Origin of the sequence: Paenibacillus sp. NRS-1782 (assembly GCF_050467685.1) — a bacterium.
In the GTDB taxonomy this organism is placed as follows: domain Bacteria; phylum Bacillota; class Bacilli; order Paenibacillales; family Paenibacillaceae; genus Paenibacillus; species Paenibacillus terrae_A.
The window spans coordinates 158,305-171,883 of record NZ_JBITPH010000051.1; the positions used below are offsets into that span (position 1 = coordinate 158,305).

At 50.0% G+C, this 13,579-nt stretch carries 16 protein-coding genes; 2 read left to right on the forward strand and 14 right to left on the reverse strand.

The genetic code is table 11. The annotated features are described in order from the left end of the window. Positions 1 to 29: 29 nt before the first annotated feature. The 7 genes from ACIFQM_RS20355 to ACIFQM_RS20385 form a co-directional block, all read right to left on the reverse strand. Complete coding sequence (locus tag ACIFQM_RS20355) at positions 30 to 854, reverse strand: purine-nucleoside phosphorylase (protein WP_430042672.1); 825 nt, start codon at positions 852 to 854, stop codon at positions 30 to 32. 53 nt (positions 855 to 907) lie between these two features. Beyond that, a complete protein-coding gene (xerD, locus tag ACIFQM_RS20360) occupies positions 908 to 1,852 on the reverse strand; it encodes a site-specific tyrosine recombinase XerD (RefSeq protein ID WP_430042670.1) in 945 nt (314 codons plus the stop codon). Positions 1,853 to 1,919: 67 nt separating this feature from the next. Next, the gene (locus ACIFQM_RS20365) at positions 1,920 to 2,162 is read right to left on the reverse strand and encodes a YqzK family protein (protein ID WP_044647628.1); all 243 of its coding nucleotides are present in this window, start codon (positions 2,160 to 2,162) and stop codon (positions 1,920 to 1,922) included. A gap of 167 nt (positions 2,163 to 2,329) precedes the next feature. Next, complete coding sequence (locus ACIFQM_RS20370; RefSeq protein ID WP_137063517.1) at positions 2,330 to 2,827, reverse strand: Fur family transcriptional regulator; 498 nt, start codon at positions 2,825 to 2,827, stop codon at positions 2,330 to 2,332. 102 nt (positions 2,828 to 2,929) lie between these two features. After that, positions 2,930 to 3,583: a stage II sporulation protein M gene (gene spoIIM, locus ACIFQM_RS20375; RefSeq protein WP_430042913.1), complete on the reverse strand. Its 654-nt coding sequence runs from the start codon at positions 3,581 to 3,583 to the stop codon at positions 2,930 to 2,932. A gap of 205 nt (positions 3,584 to 3,788) precedes the next feature. Beyond that, entirely contained in the window at positions 3,789 to 4,985 is a 1,197-nt protein-coding gene (locus ACIFQM_RS20380; RefSeq protein WP_430042668.1) for an endonuclease Q family protein, read from the reverse strand. A 5-nt stretch (positions 4,986 to 4,990) separates the two neighbouring features. After that, positions 4,991 to 5,602 (reverse strand): NUDIX hydrolase, encoded by a 612-nt coding sequence (locus tag ACIFQM_RS20385; RefSeq protein WP_430042665.1) that lies wholly within the window; start codon positions 5,600 to 5,602, stop codon positions 4,991 to 4,993. A gap of 122 nt (positions 5,603 to 5,724) precedes the next feature. Here ACIFQM_RS20385 and mciZ point away from each other — a divergent pair, with 122 nt between their 5' ends. Then, entirely contained in the window at positions 5,725 to 5,868 is a 144-nt protein-coding gene (gene mciZ, locus ACIFQM_RS20390; protein WP_430042663.1) for a Z-ring formation inhibitor MciZ, read from the forward strand. A 57-nt stretch (positions 5,869 to 5,925) separates the two neighbouring features. Here mciZ and ACIFQM_RS20395 read toward each other — a convergent pair whose 3' ends face one another. Beyond that, positions 5,926 to 7,059 carry a tripeptidase T gene (locus tag ACIFQM_RS20395; RefSeq protein ID WP_430042661.1) on the reverse strand — a complete coding sequence of 378 codons (1,134 nt, stop codon included), beginning with the start codon at positions 7,057 to 7,059 and terminating at the stop codon, positions 5,926 to 5,928. 85 nt (positions 7,060 to 7,144) lie between these two features. Here ACIFQM_RS20395 and prli42 point away from each other — a divergent pair, with 85 nt between their 5' ends. Beyond that, positions 7,145 to 7,249, forward strand: coding sequence for a stressosome-associated protein Prli42 (gene prli42, locus ACIFQM_RS20400; protein ID WP_430042659.1), 105 nt, complete (start codon positions 7,145 to 7,147; stop codon positions 7,247 to 7,249). A 122-nt stretch (positions 7,250 to 7,371) separates the two neighbouring features. On the opposite strand, the gene lipB is transcribed toward prli42, so the two are convergent. The 6 genes from lipB to ACIFQM_RS20430 all read right to left on the reverse strand — a co-directional run bounded on the left by lipB (position 7,372) and on the right by ACIFQM_RS20430 (position 13,530). Beyond that, positions 7,372 to 8,070, reverse strand: coding sequence for a lipoyl(octanoyl) transferase LipB (lipB, locus tag ACIFQM_RS20405; protein ID WP_430042657.1), 699 nt, complete (start codon positions 8,068 to 8,070; stop codon positions 7,372 to 7,374). 45 nt (positions 8,071 to 8,115) lie between these two features. Next, positions 8,116 to 9,522: a dihydrolipoamide acetyltransferase family protein gene (locus tag ACIFQM_RS20410; protein WP_430042656.1), complete on the reverse strand. Its 1,407-nt coding sequence runs from the start codon at positions 9,520 to 9,522 to the stop codon at positions 8,116 to 8,118. A gap of 88 nt (positions 9,523 to 9,610) precedes the next feature. Next, positions 9,611 to 10,597 (reverse strand): alpha-ketoacid dehydrogenase subunit beta, encoded by a 987-nt coding sequence (locus ACIFQM_RS20415; RefSeq protein ID WP_430042654.1) that lies wholly within the window; start codon positions 10,595 to 10,597, stop codon positions 9,611 to 9,613. A 2-nt stretch (positions 10,598 to 10,599) separates the two neighbouring features. Continuing rightward, positions 10,600 to 11,628 carry a thiamine pyrophosphate-dependent dehydrogenase E1 component subunit alpha gene (locus ACIFQM_RS20420; RefSeq protein ID WP_430042652.1) on the reverse strand — a complete coding sequence of 343 codons (1,029 nt, stop codon included), beginning with the start codon at positions 11,626 to 11,628 and terminating at the stop codon, positions 10,600 to 10,602. Positions 11,629 to 11,769: 141 nt separating this feature from the next. Continuing rightward, positions 11,770 to 13,191: a dihydrolipoyl dehydrogenase gene (gene lpdA, locus ACIFQM_RS20425; RefSeq protein WP_430042650.1), complete on the reverse strand. Its 1,422-nt coding sequence runs from the start codon at positions 13,189 to 13,191 to the stop codon at positions 11,770 to 11,772. Positions 13,192 to 13,317: 126 nt separating this feature from the next. Next, positions 13,318 to 13,530 (reverse strand): hypothetical protein, encoded by a 213-nt coding sequence (locus ACIFQM_RS20430; RefSeq protein ID WP_044647639.1) that lies wholly within the window; start codon positions 13,528 to 13,530, stop codon positions 13,318 to 13,320. Positions 13,531 to 13,579 lie beyond the last annotated feature (49 nt).

Consider the following 13,579-nt stretch of genomic DNA (forward strand, 5'->3'; position numbering starts at 1 on the left):
TTGGAACGGGGTTCTTGGGATGTGACAACCTACATTTGTGGAATAATCGCCAATACGAGATTCAAAAATTTCTCACGTACCTTCTCTGCTGTCTCCATTACTTCATCGTGGGACAGAGGCTGATCCAAAATGCCTGCCGCCATGTTCGTGATACAGGAGAAGCCCAGCACCTCAATACCTGCATGACGAGCTACAATGACCTCGGACACCGTGGACATACCTACCGCATCTGCACCCAGTGTGCGCAGCATAACGATTTCAGCAGGCGTTTCATAGTTTGGACCCAGCAATCCGGCATATACGCCTTCCTGCAAGCTGAAGCCCTGCTGAGCAGCGGTTTGCTTGGCAATCTCGCGCAAGCGACGGCTGTATGCCTCCGACATGTCAGGGAAGCGAACACCCAGAGCCGCATCGTTCGGTCCAATCAACGGATTTTGTCCGGTCAGATTGAGATGATCCGAGATAACCATCAGATCGCCCGACTCGTAAGACGTATTGACACCGCCTGCCGCATTTGTCACCAGCAAGCTTTGAATGCCCAATTGCTTCATGACCCGAACCGGGAAAGCTGTAAGTTGCGGGCCATAGCCCTCATACATATGGAAGCGGCCCTTCATCATAACTACAGCGCGACCTTCAATGGTACCAAGCAGCAATTCTCCTTCATGACCTTCTACCGTCGATACGGGAAAATGAGGGATATCCTGGTAGGGAATACTAATTCCATCCTGAATCAAATCGGCTATAATGCCGAGACCCGAGCCTAAAATAAGGCCGATTTCCGGACGGATTCCGCTCTTGGCACGGATATAATCTGCTGCTTCCTGAATCGTAGTTTGGTTGGCTGTTGACATCAATATCTCTCCTGTCTTGTACAATCGTTAGTTATAGTTGCCGTTATCGTTCGTCATATACGATCCTTGCTGTCGCTGGACGGACGATTGCCGCCGTGCGGGTGATGCTTTTCGTAGACTTCCTTCATACTTCGCTTGGCTGTCTGCGCATAAACCTGCGTCGTGGACAGATCGGCATGGCCTAGCATCTCCTGTACGGAGCGCAAATCCGCTCCGCCCTCCAGCATATGTACCGCAAAAGAATGCCGCAGGGTATGCGGTGTAATATCCCCGCTTATACCTGCTTCCTGACCATACTTCTTGATCATTTTCCAGAAACTCTGTCTGCTGAGACGCTGACCGGACATATTGAGAAACAAGGCTTCCTGTTCTATCTGAGCCTCCTCACCCTGCCCGGACCGCAGCAACAACGCACGCTGCTCGTCCATGTACGCTTGTGCCCACTGCGATGCCTCACGGCTGATCGGCACGACACGCTCCTTCCCCACCTCACCGCCACAGTGAACGAAACGCAGGTCAGTGCGTACATCACGCACGTTCAGGGCGATCAGCTCGGATACACGGATGCCTGTCGCATACAGCAGTTCCAACATCGCCTTGTCCCGTCCCCCTTGCGGAGTGGAAACATTCGGCGCTGCCAGCAGACGCCCTATCTCATCCTGCGTGAGCACAGAAGGCATCTTTTTGTTGGCCTTCGGCAGCTCCAGCAAGACAGAAGGATCATGCCCCGTAATTCCCTCCCGAATGAGAAAATGGAAAAAAGAGCGGATAGAGGCTACGCTGCGCGAAATGGTCGCTGCCGCTTTTCCCTGTTCCTTCAAACGTCCCAAATACAGCACCAGATGGGAGCGTTGAATATTGTCCGGCTGCTCAATGCCGCAGCTTTCAGCGAACTCGACAAACTGCTGCACGTCCCGATGATACGCTTCCAATGTGCTGGGCGACAAGCCCTTTTCGTCTTCCATATATCGAACAAAAGGTTGAATATACATTTTCATGAGTTCCAGAAGTCTCCTTGTCCTGCATACAACGGTTCAGTCAGATGGGTCTCAGCGTCTACATGGACTATTCTCCATACCAGTAAAAGAAACGTAGACGCTCCGACACTGCCGTCTTATGCTCGGATACGTCGGATAATTCCTGCCCGCCGAATACCTTGACTGCATGTCCTTCCGGTATACGGTAATGATCCACAGGTGTAATCCAATCCCTGAACAACCCAAGGCTATAGTAGAACATACATGCCAAAGCCCCGAACAGTATGACCAGACGCAGCCATTTCAGTCCTCTCCGCAACGATAGTACCATGTAAATCAGCCGCCTTTTTTCCAGATTATAGCCCTATTAAGGCTCTATATGGAAGGGTATGACAAGCTGTTCATTTTTATACTGCTTAATCTCGTATAGCGGATTCTGAACCAAAAAAGCTCTCCCCGAACGCGTCTTCGCCGGTGAGAGCTTGGGTTGTCAGCTTATTAATCCTGAGATTTGTTTTTCTTGGTTTTACCCAAAAATTTCTGAGCGGTCGTATCGTTCTTAGCCTTGCAACGATAACAAATACCGTGAAAGTCCAAACGGTGGTCCACTACGGTAAAGTTATATTCCCGTTCCAGACGCTCTTCCAGCGGTCCAAGCCAATCCTCCAGTATTTCATCCACACTGCCACACTGCACACATATCAAATGGTGGTGGTGATGCTTGGTCGTATCGCCACGCAGGTCATAACGCGCAACGCCATCACCAAAATTGATTTTCTCCACGACGTGCAGTTCACTTAGCAGTTCTAGGGTACGGTATACGGTTGCCAGACCGATTTCGGGAGCTTTCTCTTTAACGAGCATAAATACATCTTCCGCACTCAGATGATCATCTTCGTTCTCAAGTAAAACTCTGACGGTGGCTTCCCGCTGAGGCGTTAGTTTGTAGCCCTGGGATTGCAACTGCTGCTTAATTTTTTCGATCCGTGCTTCCATGTGTCTCCCTCCCCCTGCAAAAGCTACTGCCCACTACACTTTTTTTCACTCCTATTATTATAGGGGGTCTATACAAATAAAGTCAAACATTTTGAAACGGAGTCAAGGAGACACGGAAGCAGTCAGCATGGGAGTAACCCACTGCATCATAACCGGGGTGACCCAAGTTTCAAAGGACGCGCTTCCAATGAGGAGCAACATCATTGCAGCGGTCAGCCCTGCGTAGGACAGCAACGGACGCAGCATTCCGTCAGATGGCCGTGTAGCGAGTATTTTAGTTTTGATCATATGAATGGAAAAGGTCATCGCAGCCACACTGCACACGAGCAGTACCGGAATGACGATTAAATTGTGAGGAGCCACGGAGACGAGGGAAAATAACAGCCCCTTCCACGAATATTGTCCTACCATATACCCTACCGAAAATCCGATCAACACACCCTTGAGGAAATTCAGTACGAGAATGCCGGGAAGACCGATGACCGAAAGACCACATACCCAGATTAAACCGACCCATTTCAGATGTAGAGACACACTATCCCAAAAGGTTGAGGTCGCTTGCGAACCAGCAAAGCCCTGCTCATTTTGATTAACCGTCACAAAAAAATCCTTCAGATAACGCGACAAATCCTGAAGCTGCTCCAGCGAGAGCGCGTTGACCATCAGTGCACCAAAGACGACTCCTACCAGAAACAGCACGGCCAAAAATACATAATACGGCGTCTGGTCCTTTAACGTATGACGAAACCATTGCATCGGCGTCCTGCCCCTTTCATCTGCTTGTTTGTCCAAAAAACAACCGTAATCCGACGGCTGATGGCTAGGGTTCGGGGCAGCTTGCGCTGCAAAAGAAGATTCACGAGTGATGTGCCAAGCCAACGGCATAGATATTTAATGGTTATGAACAAGCAGACGCCGATATGACTTTAATAGGACATGACTTTATGCGGACAAGACTTTACTAAGACTTGGCTATTTTGCCGTAGGTTCCGCCACCACCGGAGACGAGGGAAAGTCGTCCCTCCCGGGAAAGGACAATTTGCTCTGCCAACACTTCTCCGACAACCGCCGCCAATTGTTCCTGTGTGACCTCATGTAAAATATTCATTTCTGTTCCGAACGCATTCAGCAGATGGTTCAGCTTGGCTTTGCCCAGACCGGGGATAAACTCCAGCGGAATCTGGTAAATGTAAGGTGGACGATGCGATGGAATCACGGGCTGCTCACGGTCAGCAATACTCCATATCCGATCCAGTACGCCCCGCACCAGCTTGGTATGACCACAGGCAGGGCAGCGTTCGTCCGCCATCTCTTGCTCGTCCATAATCGTACCGCAGCTTTGACAGTAGGAACGATGGTACTTGCCCAGCTTCGGATTTAATCCGTAATTAGCAGACACCCGTCGTCCCTCCCGGCGCTCCAAAGCCATTCTGAATTCATCAAAGCTTGGCTTTGCTATGGATAATTTGTTATACTCCCGTCCAATTTTGCCGAGCGAATGGGCATCCGAATTGGTCAGGAAGCTGAAACGGTCCAGCTCCGATATCAATCCGGCCATAGACGAATCCGCACTTAACCCCAGCTCCACCCCGCTAATGAGCTGCATATCCAGCAGTTCCTCCATACGGGCCGCAGAGCTGCCGTATATGCCCTTATGAGGGGTGAACACATGCGCTGGCACCATTATGCCTCCACGGCCGTAAATTTGCTGCTGTAGCTCGCGTGGGGGGGCATAGATACGCTGCGAGCTGAGATTAACATTTTTCATGTGCCGAGCCATCCATTGCGTAAAATCCTCCATCGCCGCCAAATTGGGAAAATAGGCCAGGATGTGCGCCTCGGGACGACCTTCCGCCCGAATCTCCAACTCCGTTCCCAGTAGCACAACCGTATCCCGGTACGCGATACCGCCACCCCTGATTTCCGCCATTTCACCTGTTTGCAAATAAGCGTGGATATCCTCCTGCACGTTCGGGGCATGGCAGTCAATGATACCGATCAGTCCGATCCCCTTGCGACCAGATGCTTCCTTGGCAATTTTGGCAAAAGTCAGGTCCCGACTGCCGCTAATTTTGACCGGATCTCCCTTTTCCGTTCTGCCGATATGAATATGGAGATCAGCATAGTAATCTGTAAGTTCCACCGTATTTCCATTCATACCGCTTAGAAGCTCCCTGTGTGTTGGTGAAGCTGCCACGCATAGACGGCCAGAATCGTTTTGGCGTCACTAATCCGACCTTCGCGAATGAGTGCCTGTGCTTCCTCCAGCGTCACCTCAAACAGCTCCAGAAACTCATCCTCATCCAGTTCCATTTCTCCCAGTTCCAGTTCTTCAGCCACATACAGATGAATGATTTCATCCGCAAATCCGGGGGAAGTATAGAAGGAATGTAGCAGCTTCAGCGACTTGGCAGTATAGCCTGTCTCTTCTCTCAGCTCGCGTCCCGCCGCTTCCATTGGATCTTCGCCCTTCTCCAGCTTGCCTGCCGGGATTTCCACCTCACAGCGGCCCATCGCCTGTCTGTACTGATCCACGACCAGCATTTTCCCCTCATGCAGCGCCAACACGGCCACCGCCCCCGGATGCTTCACGATTTCACGCTTACCCGTGGAGCCGTCGGGAAGCTCTACCGTATCCACCTGTAACGTAATCACCTTTCCTTCAAAAATGGGCTGCGTGGATACCGTTTTTTCCTCCAACGCAGGATTGGAATAAGGCTTGCGGTCTGGGTTGTTCACCTGTTCGTTCACTGGATCTTTCTTATGATTGTTCATCAGCATGTTGCCTCCTTCATCATTTATCTCTTCATTATCCATCGCCAGCTTTAGTCTAACTTGTCCACTTCGGACATATGGTGGTATTATAACAAATTTCCCTGTTCAAAGGAGATTCGCCAATGAAAAGCTACCGTACCGAAACCACTCTCCATATTGTCGGCAAAGCCTGGCAGATTCAAGCCCTACTGCGGCAATGGCAAAAAGAACACGACTCCGCTACCACGATCGCCTCGCTCATGGTTCCAAAAAAGGTTCAGGTCTAAAGACAAGGGAACGCTACCCCTGTCTTTAGCCTGAACCTTATGTGTATCGCGCCAGTCTTACTTCGTCGCCTCTTGGATAAGAGCTACGACCACTTCGGCAACCTTCACCAGATCATCTGCCTTGATTTTTTCCTGTGTCGTATGAATGTTCTGGTAGCCAACAGCCAGATTCACCGTGGGAATTCCCAGTCCGTTGAATACATTGGCATCCGAGCCACCACCGGAATGGAAGGTCGGCGTTGCCAGTCCCAGCCCTTGTATAGCACGCTGCGCAACCTGCACAATTTCATCATGCTCTGTGAAGCTGAATGCCGGATAAATAACTTCGCTACGGAATTCTCCTTGTGCACCAAATTCACACGCGGTAGTTTCCAATGCTTCACGCATATGCTGGATTTGATGATGAACCTTCTCCTGCACAATACTGCGTGCCTCTGCCCGGATCAGCACAAAATCGCATACAACATTCGTTGCTCCGCCGCCCTCGAAGCTGCCGATGTTAGCAGTCGTTTCCTTATCAATCCGTCCCAGCTTCATGTTGGAAATGGCCTTGGAGGCTACTTGAATGGCACTGATGCCATCTTCGGGATTTACACCCGCATGAGCAGATTTTCCAGTAATTTTCATTTCAATACGAGCCTGCGTTGGCGCAGCCACACAAATGGAGCCTACTTCACCATTGGAATCCAATGCATACCCAAAGTCCGCATCCAGCAATTCCGGTTTCATTGCCCGTGCGCCGAACAGACCGGACTCCTCACCTGCCGTAATCACAAACTGAATTTGTCCATGGGGAATTTTCTGCTCACGCACGACACGAATCGCCTCGAACAAAGCGGCGATCCCTGCCTTATCGTCTGCCCCCAAAATGGTTGAACCGTCACTGCGAATCCAGCCATCCTCACCCAGCTGCGGCTTTATGCCTTTGCCTGGTGTAACGGTATCCATGTGGCAGGTAAAAAACAATTTAGGTGCTTGCTCCGCGCCTTCCGCTTTCCAGGTTACGATCAGATTACCCGAACCATGTCCGGTTTTTTCGCGCGAATCATCTTCTATTACCTCCAGCCCAAGTTCATTGAATTTTTCTTTCAGAACACGCGATATTTCCTGCTCGTGCTTGGTTTCGCTATCCACCTGTACGAGTTCCATAAATTCTTGTACGATTCGGTCTTTCACTACTTTTGCTGTCATTGAACTTCCCTCTCTTTCCCGTTTACGCTACAATACGGATAGATAGTCTTATATCTGACTTAAACCTATCCTAAAGGAGTTACACATGCAGAACAAAAAATGGGTTCGTTTTTTCGTCTACATTATGCTCGCCGCGATGATTGGCTCTACGCTGTTCATGGTGATTGAGCCGTTGATTATGCCACTATAATGGATTGCGCCGCTCCAGATATCCTCCCATCCCAGTGCTCCATGGAGACTGTAGGCGGACAAGCTGTGGCACAAGAAAACAGGCGGGCTTCCGTGTACATCACAGAATAACCCGCCTTTGCTTTATAGGAGGGAATGACTTTGCCATTCCGCCGCAAATGAAAATTGCTCCTCAAAGTAAGGTACAATCTCCTTCGCAATCTGCTCCACTGAAAAAGTCTGCTGTGTGCAGTCCTCCAATGAAGTTACTCCATATTCCTGAATTCCGCATGGAACGATACCCTGAAAGCCCTCATGCTGTATCCCTGATTTGATATTGAAGGCAAAACCATGACTGGTCACAAAGCCCCGACGGTGCTTACATTTGTTGAATTTGACTCCTATGGCCGCGATTTTAAGATTCCCGACCCATACCCCTGTGTATTCAGGCTTGCGACTTCCTTCAATACCATGGGAAGTCAACAACCGAATGATCACCTCTTCCAGACTCCTGAGGTATCCGTGCAGGTCAAGTGCCTTCTGGTTGCCCAGCATAAGCAGGGGATATCCGACCAGTTGCCCCGGACCATGATATGTAATGTCTCCCCCACGGTCAATCTGAAAAACGCTGATTCCCTGAGCCTTCAACTGCTGCGGAGTGAGAAGCAAATGCTCAGGATGCCGCTGAGAGCCAATCGTGTAGGTTGGCGGGTGCTGGAGAAGCATAAGTGTTTCTCTCGCCTCCCCCGCATCCAGCTTCCCTACAATATCCTTCTGGATATCCCATGCATGGGCGTACTCCATCCTATTCGTATAGGTTACATCCAGCGGTCGTCTGTTCACGGCCTGTCACTTCCTCTCCGTCCATTTACCCAACTGTTCGGATGATTAGTACAGCTTCGTATCCAAGGTGTAGCCTTCCAGGTTTTCTTTGATCCGTTGCAGGAATCGTCCGCAAATCACACCATCCAAAATGCGATGATCCAGCGACAGACACAGGTTAGCCATTGAGCGAACCGCGATCATATCATCAATCACCACTGGTCTTTTAACGATGGATTCAAAGGTCAGAATCGCAGCCTGCGGATAGTTAATCACCGGATATGACAGTATTGAACCAAAGGAGCCCGTGTTGTTCACAGTGAACGTCCCGCCCTGCATATCGTCCAGCTTGAGCGTACCTTCACGTGTTTTACGTGCTAAATCTTCAATTTCACGCGCCAGTCCAGCAATGTTTTTCTGATCCGCTTTTTTAATAACAGGTGTAAGAACTGCGTCCTCTGTACCCACAGCCAGCGAAATGTTGATATCTCTTTTGACGATAATTTTGTCTACAGCCCATACCGAATTCATGATCGGATATTCCTTGATGGCATTCACGACCGCTTTCATGAGGAAAGCCAGGTACGTAATGTTAATGCCTTCTTTTTGCTTGAACTCATTTTTGATCTTGTTGCGGAGCATCACCAGATTGGTTACATCCACCTCAATCATCGTCCAGGCATGTGGAATTTCAGAGACACTTTGCCGCATATTGCGGGCAATCGCACTGCGAATCGGTGTAACGTCGATAAAATACTCCGATCTGTTATTGTTGCCACCCTCAACTTCGATCACAGGAGCTTTCGGAGCTTCCGTCAAATGAATGCCGCTGTTGCGCACCGGAATTGCAGGGTCCATATTTTGAATCGGTGTACTTTGCTGAACAGCAGACTGCTGCCTTCCGGCAAAAGGAGAGCCTTGCGCTGGTGTCGTTGCAGTTGGCTGTTCGGATACTCCCCCTGCCTGAGCGGAACCACCCTGTTGTACATAACTCAGCACATCTTTGCGAGTAATTCGTCCACCCATGCCTGTGCCTGTCACCCGATTCAGGTCTATGCTGTGCTGAGCAGCCAGTGTTTGCACCGCCGGAGAAAACCGACCTCGCATGGATTGATCTGAGGCAGCACCCTGTTGGGATTGTACTTGTACTTGTGCTTGTGCGTTGCCTTGAGGTGCTGGCGCAACGGGAGTCGCTCCAGTTGATGCCATAGGTGCAACCGACTTCGTCTGAATACGGCATATCAATTCTCCAACGGCTACCGTCTGACCTTCCTCAGCTAACAGATCACCCATAATTCCGTCCAATGTGGATGGAATTTCAGCGTTCACTTTATCTGTAATGACCTCGCAAATCGGTTCGAATTGCTCCACCGTTTCGCCAGGTTGTTTCAGCCATTTTGCAATTGTCGCCGATACAAGCGATTCTGCCAATTGGGGCATGGTCACGTCGGTCCATTGTTTTTGGTCTGACATTTTTTCAACTCCTTAACATCATAGGAGGGCACATTTTACCGCAACCCCCGCTACACTTTTGGAATGCTTTCGTCCAATCCGCTCTATATTAATACATTGCAAGACGGCGCATCGCTTCCTTAACCTTATCCTTGTTCAACATATAAAACTTCTCCATCGGCGGGCTGATCGGCATGGCAGGCACGTCTGGAGCGCACAGGCGCTCAATCGGCGCATCCAGCTCGAACAGACATTCCTCATTAATAATAGCGGATACCTCGGCACCGATGCCGCCCGTTTTGTTGTCTTCATGCACGATGAGTACCTTGCCTGTATGCTTTGCAGCTTCAATAATGGCCTGACGGTCTAAGGGCTGGAGTGTGCGCAAATCCACAACATGTGCGGTAATACCCTCTTCCTTCTCCAGCTCCTCAGCAGCCTGCATAACAAAATGTAGCGGTTGGCTGTACCCGATGACCGTGATATCGTCACCTTCACGCAGTAAATTGGCTTTACCAATCGGAACAATGTAATCATCATCAGGTACTTCACCCTTGATGAGCTTGTAGGATTTTTTGTTTTCAAAAAACAGCACCGGATCAGGGTCACGAATGGCTGCCTTCAGTAATCCTTTGGCGTCATAAGGTGTAAAAGGCGCTACAATTTTCAGACCTGGTGTACCAAAAAAGATAGATTCCGGACACTGTGAGTGATACAATCCGCCAAAGATCCCCCCACCGATAGGCGCACGGATTACAATAGGGCAGCTCCAATCGTTGTTAGAGCGATAGCGAATTTTAGCTGCTTCACTAATAATCTGATTGGTTGCCGGAAGCATGAAGTCCGAGTATTGCATTTCGGCAATTGGCTTCATTCCGTACATGGCCGCACCAATCGCAACTCCGGCAATAGCCGACTCTGCCAATGGCGTATCCATGACACGCTGCTCACCAAATTGATCCATAAGACCCTTGGTGGTCGTAAAGACACCACCCTTAACACCAACATCCTCACCTAACACAAAAACCGTTTCATCCTTCTCCATTTCTTCCTTCATGGCAAGACGAATCGCATCAATATATTCCATAACCGCCATAATTACTGGCCCTCCCCATCGCTGTCAGCATAAACATGCAGTAGCGTATCTTCGGGCTTCGGAAAAGGCGCTTTATCCGCATATTCAATCGCTTCCTTGACCTCGAGCAGCAGCTCAGCCGACAAATCCGCATCCTTGGCCTCATCCCAAATGCCGCAATCCAGCAAATAATTTTTCATACGGGCTACGCCGTCCTTGGCCCAGTTCTCATCCACTTCCTCTTTGGTCCGGTAAGCCAGATCATTATCCGAGGTGGAGTGAGGAGACAGGCGGTACATCATCGCTTCAATAAGCGTTGGCCCCTCGCCACGAATAGCACGTTCACGCGCTTCCTTGACGACTGCATACACTGCCAGCGCATCGTTACCATCGACCCGAATCCCAGGGAATCCGTATCCCAAAGCACGGTCGCTCACCTTACCTGCCATTTGCTTATGAATCGGAACTGATATCGCATATTGATTGTTTTCACACATAATGATGACTGGGAGCTTCTGCACACCTGCAAAGTTACAGCCTTCGTGAAAATCCCCCTGGTTGCTGGAGCCTTCACCAAATGTAACGAACGATACAAAATCCTTCTTCTGCATCTTGGCAGCCAGCGCTACACCCACTGCGTGTGGAACCTGCGTCGTCACCGGACTGGAGCCTGTCACAATACGCAGCCGTTTACTGCCGAAATGACCGGGCATCTGTCGGCCACCGCTGTTGGGATCATCCGCCTTGGCAAATTGCGACAGCATCAGTTCGCGTGGCGTCATACCGACCGCAAGTACGAATCCGTAATCCCGATAATAGGGAAGAAAATAGTCCTTCTCCCGGTCCAGTGCAAAAGCCGCACCTACTTGTGCCGCCTCCTGCCCAATGCCGGAAACGTGAAAATTAATTTTCCCTGCCCGTTGCAGGAGCATGTTCCGCTCGTCAAATCTTCTTGCGAGCAGCATATATCTGTACATGTCAATAACTTGTCCGTGAGTCAGTCCCAGCTGTTCATGTCTGAAGCCAGCGTCTACAGCGCCTTTTGAACTCATTGAGGCACCTCCTTAAGTGTCAAACATCCTACTACCAGCACCTAGTACCATCTTGTCTTAAAACCTGGTACTAAACTCTGGCTAACCCCATTATAATCCTTTTCTCCCCAAAAAGAAAAGCACCGATTTATTAAGATAAAATTATATCCCTATTGCCTGTCCATCAACCGCCAGCATCGCTTCTCCCAAAATCTCCGACAATGTTGGATGCGGATGAGCCAGCTGTCCGACTTCCCACGGCGTAGCATCCAACAGCTGCGCAAGAGCCGCCTCGCTGATGAGATCCGTTACATGTGTACCGATCATATGTACACCGAGAATATCATTCGTTTTCTCGTCGGCAACCACTTTGACAAATCCATCCCGGCTACCGTACACCAGCGATTTTCCGATAGCTTGAAAAGGGAACTTCCCTGTCTTCACCTGATGTCCACGCTCACGGGCTTCTTGCTCTGTCAAGCCGACACTGGCTGCCTCAGGACGTGTATAAATACAACGCGGAATCAGATGATTCGGTACACTGTGAACCACTTCGCCGGACAGATGATGGACCGCCAGCAGCCCTTCATGGCTCGCCGCATGCGCCAGTTGTAAGCCTCCGATGCAATCCCCGATCGCATAAATATGCGGCTCATTCGTCTGCAAATGCTCGTTAACCGATATAAAGCCACGCTCTACTCGGATATCCGTATTTTCCAGCCCGATATTTTCCACATTCGCCTGACGCCCCACCGAAATAAGCAGCTTGGAGGCGCTGAGGGTTTCGATTTCTTCCCCTTTTTGTACGTCAATCTGTACGCCTTCCTCATCCTTACCGTACGTTTCAGCCAGCACTTGCGAGCCCGTCAGAACCTTGACTCCACGCTTGGTTAACAGGCGCTGCATTTCACGCGAAACATCCTCGTCCTCGGTTGGAATAAGCCGATTCGCCGCCTCGACCACCGTAACCTCCACGCCAAAATCGTTCAGCATGGAAGCCCATTCCACGCCAATAACGCCACCACCTACGATAATCAGGGAAGCGGGCAGTTCTTCCATCATCAACGCTTCGTCACTGCTCAAAATAAATTCGCCATCCGGCTCCAATCCGGGCAGTGCACGCGGGCGTGATCCCGTTGCAATAATAAGATGGGCAGAAACAACCGTCTCCATCTCGCCATCTTCCAGCTCCACGGCAACTGCACCGCTTTTTGGTGAGAAAATAGACGGCCCAATCACGCGCCCTTTGCCGCTCAGCATCGTAATTTTATTTTTACGCATCAAAAATTGCACGCCCTGATGTAGCTGCTCCACAACGGCTTCCTTGCGCTCCTGCACCTTAGGGAAAACAAGCTGCGCTCCCGAGGTCTCAATGCCATATTGCGTACTTTCCTTAATCGTCGCATATACCTCTGCACTACGCAGCAAAGCCTTGCTCGGGATACATCCACGATGCAGACAGGTTCCACCTAGCTTGTCCTTTTCAATAATAACGACTTCCTTGCCGAGCTGGGCTGCACGAATGGCTGCCACATATCCCCCGGTTCCTCCGCCCAAAATGGCAACATCACAATGTATAGTCATACTTCTCCTCCATTAACATTGATTATATATAGCTTATTGTACTCTCTTTATTTCACTGTACAAAATATAGTGTTTATGCATAGACCACGGGCCGTCTAGCAACCCGCTCGCGGCATCTGACATATATTATTCATACAAGGCGTCCCGTAACTTGGTAGACATCCTCGGCGTTTGGGCTGATTTGGCCCGTAGTGCTTTGCGAAACGATTCATTTTGCTTGCGCAGAAGATCAAGCTCTGTCTCCAGCTCCGTGATCAACTCCTGAGCCTGTGGGCTTACCAAGCCTTGCTCCAGCAATGCTTCTTTTTTGGCACTATAATCCGTATCTTTTTGGTCCATGCCTGTCCCCTCTTCCCTTTATTCCACTACACTTCACCTTATCATGCTC

Coding starts and splice junctions, on each gene's coding strand:
- ACIFQM_RS20365 (WP_044647628.1), bottom strand. CDS start 2,162: ATGGTACTATCGTTGCGGAGAGGACTGAAATGGCTGCGTCTGGTCATA.
- spoIIM (WP_430042913.1), bottom strand. CDS start 3,583: ATGCAATGGTTTCGTCATACGTTAAAGGACCAGACGCCGTATTATGTA.
- ACIFQM_RS20380 (WP_430042668.1), bottom strand. CDS start 4,985: ATGAATGGAAATACGGTGGAACTTACAGATTACTATGCTGATCTCCAT.
- ACIFQM_RS20395 (WP_430042661.1), bottom strand. CDS start 7,059: ATGACAGCAAAAGTAGTGAAAGACCGAATCGTACAAGAATTTATGGAA.
- xerD (WP_430042670.1), bottom strand. CDS start 1,852: ATGAAAATGTATATTCAACCTTTTGTTCGATATATGGAAGACGAAAAG.
- ACIFQM_RS20420 (WP_430042652.1), bottom strand. CDS start 11,628: ATGAGTTCAAAAGGCGCTGTAGACGCTGGCTTCAGACATGAACAGCTG.
- lpdA (WP_430042650.1), bottom strand. CDS start 13,191: ATGACTATACATTGTGATGTTGCCATTTTGGGCGGAGGAACCGGGGGA.
- ACIFQM_RS20385 (WP_430042665.1), bottom strand. CDS start 5,602: ATGAACAATCATAAGAAAGATCCAGTGAACGAACAGGTGAACAACCCA.
- ACIFQM_RS20410 (WP_430042656.1), bottom strand. CDS start 9,522: ATGTCAGACCAAAAACAATGGACCGACGTGACCATGCCCCAATTGGCA.
- ACIFQM_RS20370 (WP_137063517.1), bottom strand. CDS start 2,827: ATGGAAGCACGGATCGAAAAAATTAAGCAGCAGTTGCAATCCCAGGGC.
- ACIFQM_RS20430 (WP_044647639.1), bottom strand. CDS start 13,530: ATGGACCAAAAAGATACGGATTATAGTGCCAAAAAAGAAGCATTGCTG.
- ACIFQM_RS20355 (WP_430042672.1), bottom strand. CDS start 854: ATGTCAACAGCCAACCAAACTACGATTCAGGAAGCAGCAGATTATATC.
- mciZ (WP_430042663.1), top strand. CDS start 5,725: ATGAAAAGCTACCGTACCGAAACCACTCTCCATATTGTCGGCAAAGCC.
- ACIFQM_RS20415 (WP_430042654.1), bottom strand. CDS start 10,597: ATGGCGGTTATGGAATATATTGATGCGATTCGTCTTGCCATGAAGGAA.
- prli42 (WP_430042659.1), top strand. CDS start 7,145: ATGCAGAACAAAAAATGGGTTCGTTTTTTCGTCTACATTATGCTCGCC.